This is a genomic window from Leisingera sp. CC-HEC096 (assembly GCF_059429235.1).
In genome coordinates, this window is record NZ_JCAIJS010000008.1 from 31,371 (window position 1) to 52,564 (window position 21,194).

Genomic DNA, 21,194 nt, shown 5'->3' on the forward strand with positions numbered 1-21,194 from the left:
GCGCAGGCCGGGGCGCAGCACTGATGCGGCAGGGTCAGCCCAGCACGGCCTCGACCGCGCGCACGGTGGCCGCAACCACCTGATCGGCCTCGGCCCGCGTCAGGCAGAACGGCGGCGCAAAGCCGAGGATATCGCCCTGCGGCATCGCCCGCGCGATCACCTTGTCCTGCTCCAAGAGCTTGGCCGATATCTGCGGCCCGATCTTGTCCGCGGCGTCAAAGAATGTGCGGCTGTCCTTGTCCTTCACGAACTCCACCGCGCACAGCATCCCCTCGCCGCGCACATCGCCCACATGCGCATGGCCGGACAGCGCCTCCGCCATGGTGGCGTTCAGATAGGCGCCCACCTCACCTGCATTGCTGACATGGTTCAGCTCGTCGATCAGCTTGAGGTTCGCTACCCCCGCCGCCGCCCCGATCGGATGCGCCGAATAGGTCCAGCCGTGGCCGATCGGGCCGTTCTCGTCGGTGCCCTGCTCCAGCACCTTCCACACCTTGTCCGAGACGATAGAGCCACTCAGCGGCGCATAGGCGGAGGTGAGACCCTTGGCGATGGTGATGATATCGGCCTCGATGCCGTAGTGGTCCGACCCGAACATGGAGCCGAGACGGCCAAAGCCGGTAACAACCTCATCCGCAACAAGCAGGATATCGTGCTTCTTCAGCACGGCCTGAATCGCCGCCCAGTACCCCGCAGGCGGCGGCACGATGCCGCCGGTGCCCAGCACCGGCTCGCCGATGAAGGCGGCAATGGTGTCCGCGCCCTCGCGCTCGATCAGCGCTTCCAGCTCAGCCGCGCAATGGGCCACGAACTGTTCCTCGCTCTGGTCCAGATCCGCGCGGCGGTAAAAATACGGCGCCTCGGTGTGAATGACCTGTTCCACCGGCAGATCGAACTTCTTGTGAAACAGCTCCAGCCCGGTCAGCGAGCCGGTCACCAGCCCTGACCCGTGATAGCCGCGCCAGCGGGAGATGATCTTCTTCTTCTGAGGCCGCCCAAGGATGTTGTTGTAATACCAGATCAGCTTGACGTTGGTCTCATTCGCGTCCGAGCCGCCGAGGCCGAAATAGACCTTGGACATGTTCGCAGGCGCCCGGTCCAGGATCATCTTCGCCAGCGTGATCGAGGCCTCGGTGCCATGGCCGACATAGGAATGGTAATAGGCCAGCTCCCGCGCCTGATCGGCGATGGCTTCGGCAATCTCCTGGCGGCCATAGCCCGCGTTCACACAATAGAGCCCGGCAAAGGCATCCAGCAGCTTGTTGCCGTCGCGGTCCTCGATGAACACGCCGGAGGCGGTCTTAATGACCCGGTTCGGGCTTTCGCCGCGGGCGTGCTGGGCCAGATGGGTCGAGGGGTGAAAGAAGTTCTCGCGGTCCCACTGGTCAAGCTGGTCGTTCTTCAGCATTGGTGTTTTCCTTCTCAAGTTCTGCGGCAAACCGGAATTCTGCGAGAATTCCGGCCCGGATTCCGGCGCGGAATCCGGGATGTCCCGTCTGTGTCTGACACCCGGATTTGCCGTGCAAATCCGGGCCGGACTCCGCGCCGGAGTCCGGTATCCTCACGCCCAGTCGCGGCAGACGTATTTGACCTCGGTGAACTCCTCCATGCCCAGCCTTGCGCCCTCGCGGCCCAGGCCGGACTGCTTGGTGCCGCCGAACGGGATCGGCGCGCCGGTCACCTTGGTGCGGTTCACCGCCACCATACCGTATTGCAGCGCCCGGCTCAGGCGGTAGATGCGCCGCGGATCGTTGCTGTGGACATAGGCCACCAGCCCGAATTCGCTGTCATTGGCGCGGGCCAGGGCCTCCTCCTCGCTGTCAAACGGTGCGATGGCGGCGACGGGGCCGAATGTCTCCTCCGTCATGATCAGCGCCTCCGCAGGCACATCGGTCAGCACGGTGGGTTCAAAGAAAAGCGGCCCCAGCGGATGCCGCCTGCCGCCGCAGGCCAGCGTTGCGCCCTTGGCAAGCGCGTCGGCGACATGCTCCTCCTGCTTCTGCACCGCCTTTTCGTTCATCAGGGGACCTAGGTCGCAGTCCTCCATGCCCCTGCCGATGGTCAGTGCCTGGGCGGCCTTGGTGAACCGGGTGCAGAATTCGGCATACACCGCCCGCTCCACCAGGATCCGGTTGGCGCCCAGACAATCCTGGCCGGAGGTGGCGAATTTCGCCTTGATGGTTTCGCTGACGGCCTTGTCCAGATCGCAGCCCTTGAAGACGAGCACCGGCGCGTGGCCGCCCAGCTCCATCACCAGCCGCTTCACAGTGCCGGCGGACTGGCGGTACAAAAGCTTGCCCACTTCGGTGGAGCCGGTGAAGGACAGCGCCCGCACCCGCGGGTCGCCGGTCCAGGGCTCCACCACGGTGGAGGCCTTGCCCGTCACCACATTGAACACCCCCTCCGGGAACCCCGCACGTTCCGCCAGCTCCGCCAAGGCCAGCGCGCTGAACGGCGTCTCGCCGGACGGGTGCGCCACCACGGTGCAGCCCGCCGCCAGCGCCGCTGCCGCCTTGCGGGTCAGCATCGCCGAGGGGAAATTCCACGGCGTGATAAGCGCCGCCACCCCCACCGGCTCGCGCCACAGCTCCACCTCGGCGTCCGGCAGGTGGCTGGTGACGCCCTCGATATTGGGGCGCTTGGCCTCTTCGGCATAGAACTCCACAAAGGCCGCGCCATAGTCGATCTCCCCGCGCGCCTCCGACAGCGGCTTGCCCTGTTCCAGCACCATGATGCGGGCGAGGTCTTCCTTGTGTTCCAGCTGCAGCTCATACCAGCGCCGCAGGATCGCGGCGCGCTCTTGCGGCAGCATCCCCGCCCAACCAGCAAACGCCGCCTGCGCCGCATCCACCGCGGCAGAGGATTCCTCTGCCGACAGGCTCGCCACATGGCCCAGCTCGGCCCCGTCGGCAGGGTCGCTGACCGGAAAGGTCTCGCCATTGGCCGCGGCACGCCACTTGCCGCCGATATAGGAAAAAGAGCGCACCAGCGCCTTGTCGGCAATGTCCGCACGGGCAGAGAGAGCAGTCTCTGTCATGATTGTCCTCCTCACGTCTTGCAGAGGAATGTGCCGGACTGGAACAGAGGATGTGACTGAAGTTCGAAGGCTCTGCAGAAGAAACAACTGCTGTCCGGTGCCCCAGCAGGCGAGGTCAGCCCTGACCCAGCAGAATATCCAGCGGCGGCGCGCCTGCGCCCTTCACCGGCTTGGTCACCACATAGGTGAAATAGCGCGACAGGCCGATGCGGGCGTCCAGCATCTCGTCGATCAGCCGCTGATAGGCGTCGATGTCGCGGGTGACGATCTGCAACAGGTAATCAAACCCGCCCCCCAGCGCCCAGCAGGCGGTGACCTCGTCATAACGCTGCATCGCCGCCTCGAAGGCACGGAAGCTGGCGGCGGTGTGATCGGCAATCTCTGCCGCGACAAACACCGTCACATGCGGCGCCAGTTTGCGCAGGTTGATGCGGGCGCCGTAGCCCTCGATCAGCCCGGCCTGCTCCAGCTTCTTCAGCCGGTCCCAGCAGGGTGTCGGCGACAGGCCGATCCTGTCGGCCAGCGCGGCCTTGGTGATGCGCCCCTCGGTCGAGAGCACGCGCAGAATGTCGAGGTCGCGCTGGTCCAGTTGCATGTCTTCCGCCCTATCAGCCGCCAGTGACGCCGACAACCGCGACGCAGTCGCCGGATTTGATCAGGCCGGGGAAGTGGCGGCTGATCACCAGCCCCGCGCGCCGCGCGCGGTATTCCACCGGCGGCTGGCCGGTGCGGTCCAGCGGCCAGACCCGGGCGACCAGATCGCCCTTCGCCACCGGCGCACCCAGATCGGTCATGATCTCGAACAGCCCGTCGCTTTCGCTGAACAGGAAACAGTCATCGTCCGGCATCGAGAGGCGGACGGTTTCGTCCAGCTGCATCTGCCCTTGCAGGATGCCCGCATGGATCAGCACATTGCGCAGCCCCTTCTTGGCAATCGCATTGCCCCGCGCGGTGGACGATCCGCCGCCGCCAAGTTCCGTGGTGACCAGAACCTTGCCCATCTGCTCCACCGCAGTGTCATACATGCCCGCGCTGTCGATCTCCAAGAGTTCCACCGAATAAGGCGCGTTGAACGCCTTCATCGCGGCAAAACACGCCTCCTGCGTGGCCTTGTCCTCCAGGATATGCGCGGCGGCGAAGGGCACGAAATCCAGCGTCTTTCCGCCGGAGTGGAAGTCCACCGCCAGGTCCGCCATAGGCAGCAGCGTGCGCTGGAAGTAGTCGGCGATCTTCTCGGTCACGGTGCCGTCCGGGCGGCCCGGAAACGAGCGGTTCAGATTGCCCTTGTCGATGGGTGAGGTGCGGGTGCCCGCGCGGAACGCCGGGTAGTTGAAGGCCGGCACGATGATCAGCCGGCCCGTCACATCCTCGGCGCTTGTGGTCGCCGCCAGCTCATGCAGCGCAATCGGGCCTTCGTATTCATCGCCGTGGTTGGCGCCGGTCAGCAGCGCGGTCGGGCCGTCGCCGTTCTTGATCACCGTCAGCGGGATCATCACCGAACCCCAGGCCGAGTCATCGCGGCTGTAAGGCAGTTTGAGATAGCCGTGGTGCACCCCGTCCCGGTCCAGCGGGATGGTGGGGGAAATCGGATTTGGCTTCATGACTCAGTCCTTCACGAACATCTTGCGCGGCACACCGGACAGGCACTCCGGACCGTCTGCGCCGATGCGGATGCTTTCGGTGATCTCGAACCCCCAGTCCTCCATCCACAGACCGGTCATGAAGTGGAAGGTCATATTTTCCTGCAGAACGGTGGTGTCGCCCGCCCGCAGCGACATGGTGCGCTCGCCCCAGTCCGGCGGGTAGGAAACGCCGATGGGATAGCCGGTGCGGTTGTCCTTCTCGATGCCGTAGGTCTTCAGCACCTTGAAAAACGCCTTGGCGATGTCCTCGCAGGTGTTGCCGGCCTTGGCGACTTCCAGCCCGGCCTCCATCCCTTCCAGCACCGCCTTTTCCGCATCCAGGAAGGTCTGCGTCGGCTTGCCAAGAAACACGGTGCGCGACAGCGGGCAGTGGTAGCGGTGCACCACGCCCGCGATCTCAAAAAACGTGCCCTCGCCGGATTTCATCGGCAGGTCGTCCCAGGTCAGATGCGGCGCGGCGGCGTCAGAACCGGACGGCAGCAGCGGCACAATCGCCGGGTAATCGCCGCCAAAGCCAAGCTCCGCATCATAGCGCAGCCCCGCGTCATAGATTTCGGCCACCAGATCGCATTTGCGCATCCCCGGCTCGACACGCTCAAAGATCCTCTGGTGCATCCGCTCCACGATCTTGCCCGCCTGCCGCATATAGGTCAGCTCTGCCTCGGATTTGACCGCCCGCAGCCAGTTGACCAGCGCGTTTGCATCACCAAAGCGCGCATTCGGCAGATGCGCCTGCAAGGAGGCATAGGCCGCGGCGGTGAAATAGTAATTGTCCATCTCAACGCCGATCACGCCGCCGTCCAGCCCGCGGTCCTTGAGCTGCGCCGACAGGTAATCCATCGGATGCCGCTCGGTCGACTGCACGTAATGATCCGGATAGCCGATGATGTTTGCAGGCTCCATCCAGCAGGTGCGCAGCGCTCCGTTGGCATCCTGGCCGCGGCCGTACCAGACCGGCTCGCCGTCCATCCCGACAACAACGCATTGATGCACATAGAAGGACCAGCCGTCATAGCCGGTCAGCCAGTTCATGTTCGAGGGATCGGTGACGATCAGAAGATCGAGCCCGCGGCGGGACATTTCGGCCCGGGTCTTGTCCAGACGCGCCTGGTATTCAGCGCGGGAGAAATACAGCTTGGGGTCTGCCATATGCGTGGTTCCTGGTTGATCAGCTGGTGAAAGTGGCGCCTGCCCCCGCCGCATCAGCGCGGGAGCCTGCAAGGGTTGCGATGGCGGTGTCCTGCACACCGGTGCCGGTCAGGTCGGCAATGATCAGGTCACTGTCCGACTGGCGTCCGGGGGCCTTGCCCGCGGTGATCCCGCCCAGTTCAGTGAAACTCTGGTCCCCGGCGATCAGCCCCGCGGCAATGGCGCTGCGCAGCTCGCCTTTGACGGCGCACTGCGCCTGGCTGTCGGGCACATAGAGGTCCGCCCTGGCCAGACAGGCAGGCTCCAGCTCGCATTTGTGCTCCTGGTCCGAGCCCATGGCGATCACCAGCTGGCCGGGCTGCAGCCAGTCCGCCTTAATCACGGGGTCGGCGGCAGGAGTCGTGGTGACCACTATATCGGCCCCGGCAATTGCCGCCGCGGCGTCCGTGGCCGCGGTGACGTCAATCCCCAGTTCGATGTGCAGGCTGGCGGCAACGGCCTCTGCCTTCGAGCTGTCCCGTGCCCAGATGACGGCGCTTTGAATGCCGCGCACCAGGGTCATCGCCTTCAACTGCATCTTCGCCTGCACTCCTGCGCCGATGATGCAGACGCGCTTGGCATCCTCCCGCGCCAGATGGCGCGCCGCGACAGCGCCCGCCGCAGCGGTGCGCACATCGGTCAGGTAGCCATTGTCCAGAAGCAGCGCCTCCAGCAGGCCGGTCCGGCTGGAAAAAACCACCATCAGCCCCGTGGTGCTGGGCAGTCCAAGCTTTGGGTTGCCGAAGAACCCCGGACTCATCTTCACGGCAAAACTCTCGATCCCCGGCACATAGGCGGTTTTCACACAAACCTCGCCGTTATGGTCGGGCACCGGCAGCGTCATGATCGGCGGCATCTCCACCCCGCCGCCCGCCAGTGTGGTAAAGCCCTGCTCCACGCAGTCCACCGCACCCGCATCCAGCGGCACCAGTTCTCGCAGCTCCGCTTCGGTCAGGATCTTGATGTCAGGCATCTGCGCCTCCCCCGGTCTCCGCCGCCACATCCACATCTTCACCATCAATGATGCGCTTGTGCAGGTCCATTCCGATGTTCTGGCCGCTCACCAGCACCGCGCAGCGCCCCGGATTGGCGATCCTGCCCCCCAGCAGCGCCGCAATGCCGACACTGCCGGAGCCTTCGATCACCAGCCGCTCCTCATAATAGGAGTGCCGGATGGCCGCCGCGATCTCCGCCTCGGACACCAGCACCACCTCATCGACGAATGCCTGCGTCATTGCGAAGGTATAAGCGTTGTCCAGCCCGATGCCGCCGCCCAGGGAATCCGCCAGCGTTGGCAGCTCCTCGACCTGCACCGGCCTGCCCGCGCGCAGGCATTCATACATCGCAGCGCCGCGCTCCATGCTGACGCCGATCACCCGGATCGCCGGATTCACCGCCTTCATCACCATCGCCACGCCGGATATCAGCCCGCCGCCCGACAGGGGCACCAGCACGGTTTCCAGATCCGGCGCCTGCTCCAGCATTTCCAGTGCCACAGTGCTTTGCCCGGCAATGATATCGCGGTGGTCGAACGGCGGCAGCATGGTCATGCCCTCACCCACCAGCTTGTCGACTTCGACCTGCGCATCATCCTGCGAGCGGCCTATGATGCGCACCTCGGCGCCGTGGGACTTGATGCCCTCGACCTTGTTCTGCGGCACCAGTTCCGACATGCAGATGATGCAGCGCACGCCGGCCTGCGCCGCCGCATAGGCCAGCCCGCGCCCGTGGTTGCCGGTGGAGACCCCCACCACCCCCGCCGCACGCTGCTCCTCGCTCAGCGCCAGCACCGCATTGGTGGCGCCGCGCAGCTTGAAACTGCCGGTGATCTGGCTGTTTTCCAGCTTCAGCGAGACCGCGCCGCCGCAAAGCTTGCTCAGGGCGGGAGACTCCACAAGGGCGGTCCGCCGGATCCGCCCGGCGATCCGCGCCCGGGCCTGATAGCTGTCCTGAAGGGTGATTTTCTCAGTCATTGGACCTGTCTTGCCTGGTTAAAGTTCAAACAGCCGGCCGTAGCCCGGCACCGCATCCGTGATCCCCGCCAGCCGCAGGCAGCGCCAGACCATCGCCTGGTTCGAGCTGACAACCGGCTTGCCCAGCCGGTCCTCGATCCGCTGCACGCAAACAGCGGCCCGCAGCGCGGTGCAGGACAGGAACAGCGCATCCGCACCCGCATCGCAGGCGGCAATGCCGGCCTCGATGATGCTGTCCTCGGATATCCGCGCCATCCGGCGGTCGTCAGTCAGCCCGAAACAGGCGGCACTGACCACCTCCGGCCCGTGCGCGGCGAAATACTGCGCCATCTCATCGGTGACAGCGGGGCTGTAGGGGGTCAGCAGCGACACCCGCCCGGCCCCCAGCGCGGCAAACGCATCAAACGCGGCAGAGCTGGGGGTGACGCAAGGCGCGCCGGGCTTGGCCGCGTTCAGATACCCGGCGACCGCATCATTGCCCAAAACGATGGAGGCCGCAGTGCAGCCATAGGCCACCACGTCCACCGCTTCCTCCGGCAGGATCTGCGCCGCCGCCTCAGTCAGCCGCGGCCCGGTCTGCAGCAGTGTTTCTCTGGTAGTCGGGTTCTCGAATGCGATCCGGTTCACATAGACGCCCACCCGGTCCGGGTCGCAAATCCGGGCAAAGTCGCGCTCCGACGTGTGGTCGGTCGCCAGCGCCACCAGCGCGATCCGCTTTGGCACCGGGCGCCCGTCCAGCCGGGCCGCAACGCGCGAGGGCGTGGAGTGGATATCAAGGGCCATTTTCGCTTTCCTAAACAACAAGAACCGGGGTTTCCGCCAGGCTCGTCACCTTGTGGGAGACACTGCCCAGCAGGACGCCTTCCAAGGAGCCAAGGCCACGGCTGCCGATCACGATCAGATCATGCCCGTGCTCCCTGGCAAAGCTTGTGATGGTGCGCGCCACCGGACCGCCTTTGACGAAGGCACGGGGGCTTTGAACGCCGCCCTCCGCCGCCAGCACCTTGCCGCGTTCGGCCACGGCGCGGGCGTGGCTGCGCATGATCTCGTCCAGATCCTCGGGCTGATCCGGGCGCACCAAATGCATCGAGGCTTCCAGCAGCGAATGGTGGCGGTAGACCGTCAGCAGCGTCAGTTCCGCCCCGCACAGCTGCGCCAGCTCCGCCGCCTTGGCCAGCGCGGCCTCGGCACCTTGGGAGCCGTCAAAGGGCACCAGAATGGATGTGAACATCGCGGCGCCTCCTTATTTGGCAAAGGCCAGGTCGCGCAGGAACAGCGCAATCTGCGGGAAGAAGATCAGCGCCACCGACACGCCCAGCAGCATCAGGATGAACGGCGGCGTGCCGCGCACCACCTCGGCGTAGGGGCGTTTGAACACGGCAATCGCGGTGAAGATATCGCAGCCGAACGGCGGCGTGGCCGATCCGATGGCGACCTGCAGCGTGATGATGGTGCCGACCAGCACCGGATCCAGCCCCACCGATTTCACCACCGGCGCAAACACCGGCACCAGCACCAGGATCACCACGATAGGATCGACGAACATGCAGCCGATGAAAAACGCGATGGAGATCACGAACAGCACCCCGATGGCGCCCATTTCAGCGATGCCGATGGCCCCCAGGATCTGCTGCGGCACCTGCGCAAAGGAGATCACCCAGGAAAACGCCGCCCCTGCCCCCACCAGGATGAACACGATGGCGGTGATCAGGCCGGTGGACTTGGCGGTCTCATAGACATCCGCCAGCGCCATCGAGCGGAACACCAGGACCTCAAGGATCAGCGCATAAAGCACACAGGCCGCCGCCGCCTCGGTCGGGCTGAACACGCCGCCGTAGATGCCACCAATGATGATCACCGGAAACCCCATCGGCCACAGCGCCTGCCGCATGGTCCTCAGACGCTCGCCCCAGGTGGCCTTGGGCTCTGCCGGCACGTTGTTGCGCACCGCATAGATATAGGCATAGGCGGAAAACAGCAGCAGGATCAGCAAGCCGGGGCCGATGCCCGCAATGAACAGCTCGGCAATCGAGGTGCTGGAGACCACCCCGTAGATGATCATCCCGATCGACGGCGGGATGAGGAAGGCGATATCGCTGGCATTGACGATCAGCGCCAGCACAAAGCTGTCCTTGTACCCCGCCTGCAGCATCCGCGGCCTGAGCGGCGAGCCGATAGCGACAACAGTCGCCTGGGTCGAGCCGGAGACCGCGCCGAACATGGTGCAGGCCGCCGCGGTGGAAATCGCCAGCCCGCCGCGGATATGGCCGACATAGGCCATCACCACATTGATCAGCCGCCCCGCCGACTGGCCGCGGGTCATGATGTCGGCGGCAAAGATGAACATCGGCACCGCAATCAGCGACGCGGGCCGGATGCCCGCCAGCATCTGCTGCACCATGGTCTCGGTCCGGGCCAGATCGCCGAACAGCATCAGAAAGCCGATGAACGCGCCGGCAATCAGCGGGATCATCATCGGAAAGCCCAGCAAGAGCAGGACAATCATGGTCAGGAAAATGGTTGCAGCCATGGGTCCGTCCTCAGATTTCGATTTCTTCCGCGTCCTCGTACCCCTCCCGCACATGGGTGGAGAGGTAGATGCCGCTGGAGGTCAGATTGCGCACCGCGGTCAGCAGGTACTGGGCGCCGGTCATGAAGAACCCCGCAGGCACCCAGACCAGGATCACCCAGACCGGGATCTGCAGTGCCGGCAGCACCCGCCCGCGCGACGCCTGCGAACCGATGTATTTCACCGCGTAAAAGCACAGCAGGAACATGAACCCGGCGGTGATCACGGAAATCACCACCACCATCACCTTGCGCAGATACGGCGGCAGCAGGTCATAGACCGCGGACATCCGGATGTGGCGGGCATTGCGCGCGGCATAGCTGATGCCGGCAAAGGTGATCAGGATGATCAGGATCCGGTTCAGCTCTTCGGTAAAGAAGATGGAATTGCCCAGCACGAACCGCCCCACCACATTGGCCACGGTATTGGCCGCCATCAGCAGCACACCGGCGGCCAGCAGGAACGACTCAATGCGGCTGATGGCGCTGTCGATCACACCCAGGAAACCGGGCAGCGCGGAGTCATGTGTCTGGTGCATTCCTTCCTCCCAAGGTCTGCGAACCGCTGAGCGGGCGGCACCCGCTCAGCAGCGATTACCATGCAGGCGTCAGTTGGCGGTGGCCGCCAGGTCCGCCTTCATCTGCTCCAGGATCGCGGCGCCGCTGTCGCCGGTCATCTCGATGAACTTGGCCTCGACCTCGGCCGCCGCCTCCTTGAAGCAGCTGCGCTGCTCGTCGCTCAGCACCGTCACCTTCATGTCCGGCTTGGCCTCCATGATCTTGGCCAGCTCGGTCTCCGCCGCCTCCTGCTGGTACACCACCGTGTGGTCATAGGCCGCTTGCGCCGCGTTCTGCACCAGCTGCTGATCCTCCGGACTCAGGCCGTCATAGAAATCCTTGTTGGCCATCACCGCGGTGGTGAAATTGTTGTGGCCGGCATAGGTGATGTAATCGGTGACCTCATAGATCTTGGTCGAATAGAGGAAGAACGTCGGGTTCTCCTGCCCCTGGATCACATTGGTCTGCAAACCGCCGTACACCTCGCCCCAGGGCAGCGGCGTCGGGGTGGCGCCAAAGGCCTTGTAGCTTTCCACCAGCAGCGGGTTGGTCATCACCCGGAACTTCACCTCGTCCAGATCCGCGCAGGTGGACACCGGCGTCTTGGTGGTCATCGCCACCTCGCCCTCGGGGAACATGTTCAGCAGCTCCAGCCCCTGATCGGCATAGAGCGGCTTGAACATGTCGTTGATCGCCTTGCTCTCCTTGTAGAAGCGCGCCAGGTGATCCTGATCGGTCGGCAGCAGATACGGCACAAAGAACACCTGCGCCTCGGGGATCAGCGACCCGGTAAAGCCCGGCGACTGGTCAACGAACTGCAGGATGCCATCCTGGGTCTGCTCCATGATGTCAGCGGACTCGCCCAGTGTGCCATAAGGGAACAGCTGGATCTCGTGATCCGAGTTCGCCTCGATCTCTTCCTTGAACTTCTGCGCATAGACACCCTGCACATCGGTCATCGCCTCCTCAAAGGCATACCGCCAGGTGTCCGCCTGCGCCGCGCTGCCCGCCAGGGCAATCCCCGCCGCGGCCAGGGCGGCGAAGCTGAATGTGACTGTCTGAGCCATGATTTCCTCCCAAGTCTCACCGGTGCCTGCGCACCGCTGCGACAGACTTGAGAGGAATTGTACTGCATGTCAATTTTTTTATTGTTGCAGGACAATCAGTATGTGAAGGGCGCGACTCCCTCCGGCGGGCGGCCCAGCATCCCCGCAATCAGCTCCAGCGCCTGGCGGAACCGGTCCTGATCCTGGACGCTGCCCAGCGACACCCGCACCGCGTTCTGCGGCGGGGTTTTGGGGGTCAGAAACGGCGCATCCGGGGCCACGGCCACCTTCAGCTCCCGCGCGTAGGAGACAAAGCTGGCGGTGGTCCAGCCCTCGGTCAGCGGAAGCCACAGGTGCAGCGCCGACGGATGGCCCTGCCAGTCCCAGCCCTGCAGCACGTCCTCGGCAATCGCATACCGCTCCGCCAGCGCGCGGCGCTGCCACTGGGCCAGCTCCAGCGCGGTGCCGTCCTGCACCCAGCGGGTGGCCAGCTCGCACATCAGGGGCGTCGCCATCCAACCGAATACCACAATCCGCCCGGTCAGCGCCGGCAGCAAATGCTCCGGCGCCGCCAAGTAACCGGCGCGCAGCCCCGACACCGTGCATTTGGTAAAGGTCGTCAGGTAAATCGACCGCTCCGGCGCCAGCGCCGAGACCGGCACCGGGCGGTCCTCCGCCACCGGGCCGAAGGCATCGTTTTCGATGATGTGCAGATCATACTTTCGGGCAATCTCCACCAGCGCCCTGCGGCGGTCCTCCGGCATCATCCCGGCGGTGGAGTTGGCCAGGGAGGGCAGCAAAAACAGCACTTTGGGAGACTGCTCCCGGCAATAGCGCTCCAGCGCGTCCGGCAGGATGCCGTCGCCATCCGTCTCCAGCCCGGCCAGGTTCAGCCCCAGATAGGAACAGCCCGACACCAGCAGGTGATGGGTAATCTTGTCCGACACCACCGTGTCGCCCGGCCGGGTCAGCGCCGACAGCGCCGCGGACATGCCGTGGCTTACGCCGTTGGTCATGATGATCCGCTCCGCAGGCACCTCCAGCCCGCAGATCTTCAGCCACTCCGCCCCGGCAGCCCGGTGCGCGTCATGGCCCACGTTCGGGCGGCAGGACAGGTAACAGCTCGGATCCAGCCCCTCCGGCAGCGCCTTCAGCGCCGTCTCGAACCGCTCCGCGTGATGCTGCGAAATCAGCGGCCGCGAGATCGACAAATCAAAGCCGCCGCCCTTCTCAGAACTCAGCTGGAACGGCTGGTCATTGGAGGTGTCCGGGTCCAGCACATAGCTGCCGCGCCCCACCTGTCCGTCAATCAGCCGCTGCCGCCGCAGGGCCTCATAGGCCTTGCTGACCGTGTGCACGCTCAGCCCCAGCTCCTCCGCCATCCTGCGATGGGTCGGCAGCTGCGTGCCTTTGGGCAGCCGGCCGTCTGAAATGGCCTTGGCGATGGCGGCGGCCAGGCTGGTGTGCAGGGGCGATGTCAGGGCGGCGGGATCGGGATACCAGATTGTCATGGTGCAATTGTATAGCGCCCCGCGCCGGAAATCCCAAGACAATTGCCGCACAGCACAGAATCATCTGATGCAGGTCCTGCCGCCATACCCCACAAAAAATATTTTGTAGGGTAGGAAAACCGGCTATACATACCCCACAAAGAATTTTCTGTGGGGTAGCCTCGTGATCCAGCACCACTCCGCCGCCGGCACCGCCGCCTGGACCGATCTTCTGCGCTCGCTCAAGGACAGCGCCGTCTCCGGCCTGCGCGGCGCGCCCAAGCTCAAGACCATCGGCAGCAAACGCTACTGGTACGACCACTACCGGATCGGCACCGAGACCGTGGACCGTTACATCGGCGAGGACACGGAGGAGTTGCGCAGCCGGCTGGAGCGCCAAAGACCCATCGCCGAGGCCGAGAAACAGGCCAGCCGCGAGCGTGCCCGGCTGATGCGCACCCTGCGCGCCGAGGGCTACCTGATGGCGGATGCCGGCAGCGGCCAGGTGATCTCCGCCATGGCCCGCGCCGGGGTTTTCCGGCTGGGCGGCACCCTGGTCGGCACCCAGGCTTTCCGCTGCTACGAGGGCGAACTGGGCGTGCGTATCACCTTCGACCAGGCGGCGATGACCGACGACATCGACATCGCCAGTTTCGAGCGGCTATCGCTGGTGCTGCAGGACAGTGTCGACGCCCCCCTGGCGGATGTCTTCTCGGAACTGAAGTTCGACCCCCTGCCCTCCACGGAAAAAGGCCAGGTCTGGCGCTGGCGGCAGACAGACCGCCGCACCCTGGTCGAGTTCCTCACCCCTTCCTTCAGCGATCAGGAGGGCCTGCGCGAGCTGCCCGCCCTCGGCGTCAGCGCCCAAAGCCTGCATTTCCTCAACTATCTGATTGCCGAACCGTTGCAGGCGCCCCTGCTCTACCGCTCCGGCGTGCTGATCCAGATCCCCCGGCCCGAACGCTTTGCCATTCACAAGCTGATCGTCGCCGACCGCCGCCGCGGCGGTGCCGACGCGCTGAAATCGCGCAAGGACCGGGCCCAGGCGGCGTTCCTGATCGAGGTTCTGCACGCCGAGCGCCCCGACGACCTGGCCGAGGCCTATGAGACCGCGATGGAGCGCGGCCCCGCCTGGCGCGCCCGCATCGCCGCCAGCCTGCAGCAGATGCCGGAGACCCGCGCCCTGCTGGACTCGCTGCCGTCCTGAGCCCGCCTCATCCGGCCAGTTGCCGCACCATCTCGTCCCGCATCCGGAATTTCTGCGGCTTGCCGGTGACGGTCATCGGCAGCTCCGCCACGATCCGCACATGCTGCGGGATCTTGAAATGCGCGATCTGGCCGCGGCAATGGCTGCGCACGGCTTCTTCCTCCAGGCTGGCGCCCGGCGCGGGCACCACCCAGGCGCAAACCTGCTCGCCGAATTTCTCATCCGGCACCCCGAACACCTGCGCATCCGCGATATCCGGATGGCGGATCAGAAACTCCTCGATCTCGCGCGGATAGATGTTTTCGCCGCCGCGGATGATCATGTCCTTCACCCGCCCGGTGATGCTGCAGAACCCCTCCACGTCAAAGGTACCCAGATCGCCAGTGCGCATCCAGCCGTCCCGGATCGCCTCCCCGGTTGCCTCAGCGTCATCCCAATACCCCTGCATCACCGAATAGCCGCGCACCAGCAGCTCGCCGCGTTCGCCCGCAGGCACGGTGCGCCCCTCGCCATCCACCGCCTTCACCTCCAGATGCGGATGCACCCGGCCCACGGTGGTGCAGCGCTTCTCGGCCGGATCAGAGGTGAAGCTTTGAAAGGACACCGGCGCGGTTTCGGTCATGCCATAGCAGATCGTCACCTCCTGCATATGCATGTCCCGGTTGACCCGCCGCATGATCTCAATCGGGCACGGCGCGCCCGCCATGATGCCGGTGCGCAGGGAGGACACATCGCGGGGTGACTGGTCCAGCTCCTGCAGCATGGCGACAAACATCGTCGGCACGCCATACAGCGCGGTGGCCCGTTCCGCGGCGGCGGCGTCCAGCACCGCAGCCGGCTCAAACGCCTCGCCGGGGAAGATCATCGCAGCCCCCTTGGAGACCGCCCCCAGCACCCCCATCACCATGCCAAAGCAATGGTACAGCGGCACCGGGATCAGCAGCCGGTCCGCCGCGGTCAGCTGAATGCGGCTGGTGACGAAACGGGCGTTGTTGACGATGTTGAAATGCGTCAGCGTCGCCCCCTTCGGCAGCCCGGTGGTGCCGGAGGTGAACTGGATGTTGATCGCCTCCTCCGGCGTCAGATCCGCGCTGAGTGCGTCCAGCGCGGTGGCGTCCGCATCCGCACCCATCTCCTGCAAAGTTTCAAAGGACAGAACCCCGGGGCCAGGATCCGCCGCCATCACCACCGCATGGCGCAAGTCAGGCAGCCGCGCCGCCGCCAGCCGGCCGGGGGCGGCTGCGGCCAGCTCCGGCGCCAGCTCGCGGATCATGCCCAGGTAGTTGGAACTCTTGAAGCTTTCCGCCGCGATCAGCACTTTGCAGCCGGTCTTGTTCAGCGCATATTCCAGCTCCGCCAGCCGGTAAGCCGGGTTGATCGTCACCAGAATGGCGCCGATCCGGGCGGTGGCGAACTGCGTCAGCACCCATTCGCAGCGGTTCGGCGACCAGATCCCGACCCGGTCGCCCTTGGTTACGCCCAGCTCCAGCAGCCCCGCCGCCAGCTCATCCGCCTTCCGGGCCAGTTCCGCATAGGTCATCCGGATGCCGGCATCCGTGAACACCAGCGCCTCGCGGCTGCCATGCTGCGCCACCGCCTGCCGCAGCAGCGCCGGGATGGTGATATGCTGCAGCGGCGGCTCATCTGGCCCCTGCACATGCGACAGGCCGTCAATCGGGGCGGTGAGGTCAGTTTGCGGGTCAGTCATAGGTGTTCTCAGCTAATTGAGCGGACCGGGCCGCCGCAGCGGCAGCCCGGCCGGATTTCAAGAGGGATCAGCCGCGGGCGACGTTGATCACCTGCATCTGGGTGTATTCCGCCAGCCCCTCGACCGACTGTTCCACCCCCAGGCCGGAACCCTTGAAGCCCGCCATCGGGATATGCGGACCGATGTTCAGCTGCTGGTTCACCCAGATCGTACCGGATTCGATGCGCCCGGCGATCTCGGTGGCCTTGTCCGTATCAGCAGAATGCACCGACCCGCCCAGCCCGTAGTCAGAGGCATTGGCCCGCGCGATCACATCGTCAACGTCGTCAAAGCGGATCACCGGCAGGACCGGACCGAACTGCTCCTCGTCGACGATCCTCTGTCCGTCGGTCACATCCCGCACGATGGTCGGCGGCACGAAATACCCCGGCCCGTCCTTGGCGCTGCCCCCGGCAATGATCTGCCCGCAGGCGCGGGCATCCTCCAGGAACCCCTTGATCTTGTCGAACTGCGCCTTGTTCTGGATCGGTCCGATGGTGGTCCCCTGCTTCATCCCGTCATCGACCACCGCCTGCCCGGCCAGCGCCGCCAGCTCGGCGCAGAACTCCTCATAGATATCGCTGTGCACATAGGCGCGTTTCACCGCCAGGCACACCTGACCCGCATTCAGGAACGCCCCGCCATAGACCTTTTCCGCGACCGCCTTCACATCCACATCCGGCAGCACGATGGCCGGGTCATTGCCGCCCATCTCCAGCGTCACCCGCTTCATGGTGTCGGCAGCACTCGCCATGATCCGCTTGCCGGTCTCGGACGAGCCGGTAAAGCCGATCTTGGCCACATCCGGATGCGCCGTCAGCTTGGGGCCAAGGTCATTGGCATCGGTGATGATGTTCACCAGCCCCGCCGGGAAGATCCGCGCGCAGATCTCGCCCAGCTTCAGCGCCGCCACCGGGGTCGTCGGCGCGGGTTTCAAAACAATCGCATTGCCCGCCATCAGCGCAGGCCCGATCTTCCAGCAGCACAAAAGCAGCGGAAAGTTCCAGGCGATGATGCCCGCCACCACGCCCAGCGGTTTGTGCCGGGTCTCAATCCGGAACTCGGCGTCATCCTGGATCACCCGGTCCGGCAGCTCCAGCGTCGCGGTATGCGCCAGATACCCTTGCGACCAGGCCACTTCGCCCTGCGCCTCGGGCAGCGGCTTGCCCTGCTCCATCGTGATCAGCCGCGCCAGCTCATCCGCCTCCTCGCCGATGGCGGCGGCCAGCGCCTCCACCTTGGTGCGCCGTTCCGCCATGGGTGTCTCCGCCCAGCCCTTCTGCGCCGCCTTGGCAGCGGCCACCGCCTGCTCCAGATGCGCCTCAGAGGCATGCGGCACACGGGCAAACACCTCCTCCGTCGCCGGGTTGATCACCTCGATCACGCGCTCCGCCGAGACCTGTTCGCCGTTGATCAGCATACCATAGTCCATTGCCGTTCTCCCTGTTTATCCGTCAGCCGGGTTTGATTGATAAAGACAACCACGCCCCGCCTGCGCGGTCTTGGGCGCCGGTGCCAAAGAGTTTGCGTCCTGCGCCAAAAATCCGCTGAAAGTGCAGGTGCTGAGGAACCCGCGCGGCGAGCAGCCGAACTGCTGGCGGAAGGTGCGGTTGAAATGGGAGATATCGCCAAACCCGGCGCCATAGGCGATCTGGGCAATCGGCACGCGGGCGCCCTGCCGTGCCGCATGGCGCAGCTTGCCCGCCACCGCGGCCAGCCGGGCGCGGGTCAGGCACTCGGTGAAGGTGGTGCCGTTCTCCTGAAACTCCCGCTGCAACTGGCGCCGCGACAGCCCGGTGCGGGCGGCCAGCGCGTCCACCGTCAGCCCCGGGTCGCCGCTCAGCAGCTCCAGCGTCTCGCGCACCAGCCGGAACCGGTGCTTGCGGCTGCCCAAACTGCCCGCCCCCGGACGCGCCCCGGCGGCAAAGGCCAGCGGCACCAGGTCAAAGATATAGCCCGCGCTGTCCCCTGCGCCGTCCCGATCCAGCAGCCCGCACAGGCTGGCGTGCAGCGGATGCGCCGGGGTGATCTTGCAGCCCGCCGCGGGCATTTGCCGGCACCGCTCCAGCACCAGCGCCCGCGGCAGACGCGCCGACAGAAACGCGGCAGGCCGACCGCTTACGCTCAGCTCCGCCGCGCGGGTGGAATCGAGCAGCAGAAACTCCCCCGGCCGCAGCAGCGTCTCGCAGCCCGCGTGGAGGATGCCGGTTTCCCCCGCCAGCTGGCGCAGCAGAAAAAAATGCTCCTGATCGTCGCGCAGGATGCCCTTGCGGGTGCGCTCGATGCGGGCGGGCGGACAGCGGACTTCGGCCACATCGACGCCGCCCCGCTGGCGCAGGTCAAAGCTTCCCGCCCAATCCCGCACCGCCCGGTCCGGGGCCGCATAATAGTGGCCGCAGCTGGCCCGCAAGGTGCTGTTCCAATGATCAAAGCAATTCATGCCGCCTGCGGCCCCCCTGCCCCGATACGCTCCCGGCCCGTAAAGGATGGGGTTTCCAGCATATCCTCGACCCCGCCGTCCATGCAGGCCCGGGCCAGCAGCCCGGTGAAATGCGCCGCCGCCAGGCTGGCTCCGCGCACCGGCGCGCCGGAAGCGCCCGGGCAGGCCCCGAACCGCGCCCCCGGCAGATCCAGCAGCGACCACTGGCCGCGCGCGCAGCGGGCATCGCCTTGAACGGACAGAACCCCGTCGCACCCCGCCGGATAGACCGGCGCGCCGCGCGCCGGGGCGGAGGCAACCAGCAGCTTGCCCGCCGCCAGCACCTCAGCCACGGCCTCAACCAGCAGCGGGCTGGCCTCACCGTGCCCAAAGGAGCAGTGAACGATCTCCGCCTCCGACTCTGCGGTGCGGCGCAGTGCCTCCGCCACGGTGGCGACCGAGGTGGACAAACGCCCCGGAAAAATGCTGAGCCCAAGGAGCCGCACCTCCGGCGCATTGGCGCGGATGGCAGCCGCCATGTGGCTGGCGTGCAGCGCCGCCGGGCTTTCGGCAGCCCGCGGATGCAGCGCGCACAGGTCTATGCGGGCGGCAAGGCCGGGGGTCTCCACCGCCAGCGGCCCGTCAATCAGCGCGATCAGTGGCGCGCGAGTCATGCCGTCCCCTCCGTCAGGTCGATTTCCATGTCGAACGCCCCGCCCGCCGCTGCCCCGCCGTGGGCCGTCAGGATGCGGGTGGCATGGGGAAAACTCTTGTCGATATGGGCCAGGATCCGGGCCGCAGTGGCGGGATCCACCTCCGACAGCGCTTCATCCAGGATCAGGATATCAAAGGGCTGCAGCAGCGCCCGCAGCAGGCACAGCCGCTGCCGCTCGCCGCCCGACAGGGTCAGCCCGCTTTCGCCCAGCATGGTGTCCAGCCCCCCTGCCCCGCGGAACCTGTCTGCCAAGCCAAACAGCTCCAGCAGCACCCAGACTTGCGTTTCATTCTCAGGATCAGCCCAGAAGGCGCGGCTTTGGAACAGGTTGTCCCGCAGGCTGGCGCGCAGGGTAAACGGCCGCTGCCCGGCATAGGCCACCCGCTCCGGCAAGGCTGCCCCGCCCAGCAGGCTCAGATCCGCACCGCCCAAGGTGACACGCCCGGCCAGGGGCTGCGCCCGCCCGCACAGCACCGCCAGCAAGGAGGTCTTGCCCGCCCCGCTTGCCCCTCTCAGCGCCACCTTGGCACCCTCGGGAATGGTCAGGGTCAGCGGCCCAACCGGCGCCGCCGCCCCGCGGGAAACGGTCACGCCCGCCAGCCGCAGATCATACCCGGCAGGCGCAAAACCGGCCGCCCGGGCGGGGCCATCCGCCTGCATCACCGCATCCAGCCGCGCCGCCGCAACCTTGACCCGCGCCTGCGCGTGCCACAGGCCCAGCAGCGACTGCATCGGCCCGGTCATGAAGCCCATGTAGGCCACAAAGGCGATCAGTGAGCCCAGCGGCCACTCGCCCCGTATCACCATCAACCCGCCCGCCAGAAAGATCGCCGAGCGGGTCAAGGCCGACAGCAGCACCGGCACCGCACGGGTGAACTCTCCCCAGAGGTTCTGCGCAATCAGCCGCCGGCTCAGCCCGGCATGGTCGCGCAGGCTGCGCCGCTCAGCCCATCCCGTTCCACGGGCGGCCTGCAGCGCGGGCAGGCCGAACAGCGTCTCCGACAGCCCAGCCGCATACTGCCCCTGCCTCTCGCGCACCGCTGCCGCGTGGCGCTCGGTCCGGGGCCGCGCCCAGATCAGAAAGGCCAGCTCGGCCGGGGCCAGCAGCGCCGTCAGCAGCCCCAGCCGCCAGTCCAGCACCATCAGAATCGCCGAGCCGCCAATCAGCCGGATCAGCGCCGAGGAGCCGCCCAGAACCGCGTTGAACGCGAACTTCTGCACCTCCGCCGCATCGCCATCCACCCGCGCCAGCAGCTCACCCGCGCGCTGGCTGGCAAACCACCCGGCAGGCTTGGCGGCCAGCCGCGACAGCAGCCGCTGCCGCATCCGCGCCAGCATCCGGACCGAGGCGCGCATATGCAGGATGTTGCTCAGCGCGCCGGTGCCGGTGGCTAGCAGACCGATCCCGAACAAAGCCAGCGACCAGATCACCAGCTGCGCCGCATCCCCCGCCATCAGCCCCCGGTCGATCACCAGCTTGCTGATATAGGGCGGCAGCAATCCAATCGCAGCCGCAGCAAAGCTGATCAGCAACAGCACCGCCAGCCGCCGCCGGTGCGGACGCAGCATAGGCAGCAGCCAAGCCGCCGTGGCAGGCGTGAAA

The 21,194-nt window shown here is 66.1% G+C and carries 19 protein-coding genes; 1 reads left to right on the forward strand and 18 read right to left on the reverse strand.

The genetic code is table 11. The features are described 5' to 3' along the window. Positions 1-34: 34 nt before the first annotated feature. From AC5STI_RS21970 to ehuR, 13 genes are all read right to left on the reverse strand, one after another. Positions 35-1,408 (reverse strand): aspartate aminotransferase family protein, encoded by a 1,374-nt coding sequence (locus AC5STI_RS21970; protein WP_495448354.1) that lies wholly within the window; start codon positions 1,406-1,408, stop codon positions 35-37. Positions 1,409-1,561: 153 nt separating this feature from the next. After that, positions 1,562-3,037, reverse strand: a complete 1,476-nt coding sequence (locus AC5STI_RS21975) for an NAD-dependent succinate-semialdehyde dehydrogenase (protein ID WP_495448355.1) — start codon at positions 3,035-3,037, stop codon at positions 1,562-1,564. A gap of 115 nt (positions 3,038-3,152) precedes the next feature. Further along, positions 3,153-3,632 (reverse strand): Lrp/AsnC family transcriptional regulator, encoded by a 480-nt coding sequence (locus tag AC5STI_RS21980; protein WP_435661372.1) that lies wholly within the window; start codon positions 3,630-3,632, stop codon positions 3,153-3,155. Positions 3,633-3,645: 13 nt separating this feature from the next. Next, positions 3,646-4,638: a N(2)-acetyl-L-2,4-diaminobutanoate deacetylase DoeB gene (doeB, locus tag AC5STI_RS21985; protein ID WP_495448356.1), complete on the reverse strand. Its 993-nt coding sequence runs from the start codon at positions 4,636-4,638 to the stop codon at positions 3,646-3,648. A gap of 3 nt (positions 4,639-4,641) precedes the next feature. Then, positions 4,642-5,829: an ectoine hydrolase DoeA gene (gene doeA, locus AC5STI_RS21990; protein ID WP_495448357.1), complete on the reverse strand. Its 1,188-nt coding sequence runs from the start codon at positions 5,827-5,829 to the stop codon at positions 4,642-4,644. A gap of 19 nt (positions 5,830-5,848) precedes the next feature. After that, complete coding sequence (gene eutC / locus AC5STI_RS21995; RefSeq protein WP_495448358.1) at positions 5,849-6,841, reverse strand: ectoine utilization protein EutC; 993 nt, start codon at positions 6,839-6,841, stop codon at positions 5,849-5,851. After that, positions 6,834-7,841 (reverse strand): hydroxyectoine utilization dehydratase EutB, encoded by a 1,008-nt coding sequence (gene eutB, locus AC5STI_RS22000; RefSeq protein WP_495448359.1) that lies wholly within the window; start codon positions 7,839-7,841, stop codon positions 6,834-6,836. Before eutB ends, eutC begins: the two co-directional genes overlap by 8 nt. Positions 7,842-7,859: 18 nt before the next feature. After that, positions 7,860-8,624, reverse strand: a complete 765-nt coding sequence (gene eutA / locus AC5STI_RS22005) for an ectoine utilization protein EutA (RefSeq protein ID WP_495448360.1) — start codon at positions 8,622-8,624, stop codon at positions 7,860-7,862. Between the two features lie 10 nt (positions 8,625-8,634). Continuing rightward, positions 8,635-9,072, reverse strand: coding sequence for a universal stress protein (locus tag AC5STI_RS22010; RefSeq protein ID WP_495448361.1), 438 nt, complete (start codon positions 9,070-9,072; stop codon positions 8,635-8,637). Positions 9,073-9,084: 12 nt separating this feature from the next. After that, positions 9,085-10,371 (reverse strand): TRAP transporter large permease, encoded by a 1,287-nt coding sequence (locus AC5STI_RS22015; RefSeq protein WP_495448362.1) that lies wholly within the window; start codon positions 10,369-10,371, stop codon positions 9,085-9,087. A 10-nt stretch (positions 10,372-10,381) separates the two neighbouring features. Continuing rightward, positions 10,382-10,948, reverse strand: a complete 567-nt coding sequence (locus AC5STI_RS22020) for a TRAP transporter small permease (protein WP_495448363.1) — start codon at positions 10,946-10,948, stop codon at positions 10,382-10,384. A 69-nt stretch (positions 10,949-11,017) separates the two neighbouring features. Next, on the reverse strand, positions 11,018-12,034 hold the full coding sequence (locus tag AC5STI_RS22025) for a TRAP transporter substrate-binding protein (RefSeq protein ID WP_495448364.1): 1,017 nt from the start codon (positions 12,032-12,034) through the stop codon (positions 11,018-11,020). Positions 12,035-12,129: 95 nt separating this feature from the next. Then, complete coding sequence (gene ehuR / locus AC5STI_RS22030) at positions 12,130-13,524, reverse strand: MocR-like ectoine utilization transcription factor EhuR (protein ID WP_495448365.1); 1,395 nt, start codon at positions 13,522-13,524, stop codon at positions 12,130-12,132. A 163-nt stretch (positions 13,525-13,687) separates the two neighbouring features. On the opposite strand from ehuR, the gene AC5STI_RS22035 reads away from it, so the two are divergent. Continuing rightward, entirely contained in the window at positions 13,688-14,710 is a 1,023-nt protein-coding gene (locus AC5STI_RS22035) for a nucleotidyltransferase family protein (RefSeq protein WP_495448366.1), read from the forward strand. Between the two features lie 7 nt (positions 14,711-14,717). Here AC5STI_RS22035 and AC5STI_RS22040 read toward each other — a convergent pair whose 3' ends face one another. The 5 genes from AC5STI_RS22040 to AC5STI_RS22060 all read right to left on the reverse strand — a co-directional run bounded on the left by AC5STI_RS22040 (position 14,718) and on the right by AC5STI_RS22060 (position 21,160). Continuing rightward, positions 14,718-16,418: an AMP-binding protein gene (locus AC5STI_RS22040; RefSeq protein ID WP_495448367.1), complete on the reverse strand. Its 1,701-nt coding sequence runs from the start codon at positions 16,416-16,418 to the stop codon at positions 14,718-14,720. Positions 16,419-16,485: 67 nt separating this feature from the next. Then, on the reverse strand, positions 16,486-17,889 hold the full coding sequence (locus AC5STI_RS22045) for an aldehyde dehydrogenase family protein (protein ID WP_495448368.1): 1,404 nt from the start codon (positions 17,887-17,889) through the stop codon (positions 16,486-16,488). 15 nt (positions 17,890-17,904) lie between these two features. Then, on the reverse strand, positions 17,905-18,897 hold the full coding sequence (locus AC5STI_RS22050) for a helix-turn-helix domain-containing protein (protein WP_495448369.1): 993 nt from the start codon (positions 18,895-18,897) through the stop codon (positions 17,905-17,907). After that, the gene (gene qhpE, locus AC5STI_RS22055; protein ID WP_495448370.1) at positions 18,894-19,550 is read right to left on the reverse strand and encodes a subtilisin-like serine protease QhpE; all 657 of its coding nucleotides are present in this window, start codon (positions 19,548-19,550) and stop codon (positions 18,894-18,896) included. The genes AC5STI_RS22050 and qhpE overlap by 4 nt, the downstream gene beginning before the upstream one ends. After that, positions 19,547-21,160, reverse strand: coding sequence for an ABC transporter ATP-binding protein (locus AC5STI_RS22060; protein ID WP_495448371.1), 1,614 nt, complete (start codon positions 21,158-21,160; stop codon positions 19,547-19,549). Before AC5STI_RS22060 ends, qhpE begins: the two co-directional genes overlap by 4 nt. Between the last annotated feature and the right edge of the window lie 34 nt (positions 21,161-21,194).

Excerpts from the sequence above, each read along its gene's own strand:
- AC5STI_RS21980 (WP_435661372.1), bottom strand. The coding sequence starts at position 3,632 with ATGCAACTGGACCAGCGCGACCTCGACATTCTGCGCGTGCTCTCGACC.
- AC5STI_RS22045 (WP_495448368.1), bottom strand. The coding sequence starts at position 17,889 with ATGGACTATGGTATGCTGATCAACGGCGAACAGGTCTCGGCGGAGCGC.
- eutB (WP_495448359.1), bottom strand. The coding sequence starts at position 7,841 with ATGACTGAGAAAATCACCCTTCAGGACAGCTATCAGGCCCGGGCGCGG.
- AC5STI_RS22060 (WP_495448371.1), bottom strand. The coding sequence starts at position 21,160 with ATGCTGCGTCCGCACCGGCGGCGGCTGGCGGTGCTGTTGCTGATCAGC.
- AC5STI_RS22025 (WP_495448364.1), bottom strand. The coding sequence starts at position 12,034 with ATGGCTCAGACAGTCACATTCAGCTTCGCCGCCCTGGCCGCGGCGGGG.
- AC5STI_RS22020 (WP_495448363.1), bottom strand. The coding sequence starts at position 10,948 with ATGCACCAGACACATGACTCCGCGCTGCCCGGTTTCCTGGGTGTGATC.
- AC5STI_RS22050 (WP_495448369.1), bottom strand. The coding sequence starts at position 18,897 with ATGAATTGCTTTGATCATTGGAACAGCACCTTGCGGGCCAGCTGCGGC.
- AC5STI_RS22010 (WP_495448361.1), bottom strand. The coding sequence starts at position 9,072 with ATGTTCACATCCATTCTGGTGCCCTTTGACGGCTCCCAAGGTGCCGAG.
- eutA (WP_495448360.1), bottom strand. The coding sequence starts at position 8,624 with ATGGCCCTTGATATCCACTCCACGCCCTCGCGCGTTGCGGCCCGGCTG.
- AC5STI_RS21975 (WP_495448355.1), bottom strand. The coding sequence starts at position 3,037 with ATGACAGAGACTGCTCTCTCTGCCCGTGCGGACATTGCCGACAAGGCG.
- eutC (WP_495448358.1), bottom strand. The coding sequence starts at position 6,841 with ATGCCTGACATCAAGATCCTGACCGAAGCGGAGCTGCGAGAACTGGTG.
- qhpE (WP_495448370.1), bottom strand. The coding sequence starts at position 19,550 with ATGACTCGCGCGCCACTGATCGCGCTGATTGACGGGCCGCTGGCGGTG.
- AC5STI_RS22040 (WP_495448367.1), bottom strand. The coding sequence starts at position 16,418 with ATGACTGACCCGCAAACTGACCTCACCGCCCCGATTGACGGCCTGTCG.
- ehuR (WP_495448365.1), bottom strand. The coding sequence starts at position 13,524 with ATGACAATCTGGTATCCCGATCCCGCCGCCCTGACATCGCCCCTGCAC.
- doeA (WP_495448357.1), bottom strand. The coding sequence starts at position 5,829 with ATGGCAGACCCCAAGCTGTATTTCTCCCGCGCTGAATACCAGGCGCGT.
- doeB (WP_495448356.1), bottom strand. The coding sequence starts at position 4,638 with ATGAAGCCAAATCCGATTTCCCCCACCATCCCGCTGGACCGGGACGGG.
- AC5STI_RS22015 (WP_495448362.1), bottom strand. The coding sequence starts at position 10,371 with ATGGCTGCAACCATTTTCCTGACCATGATTGTCCTGCTCTTGCTGGGC.
- AC5STI_RS21970 (WP_495448354.1), bottom strand. The coding sequence starts at position 1,408 with ATGCTGAAGAACGACCAGCTTGACCAGTGGGACCGCGAGAACTTCTTT.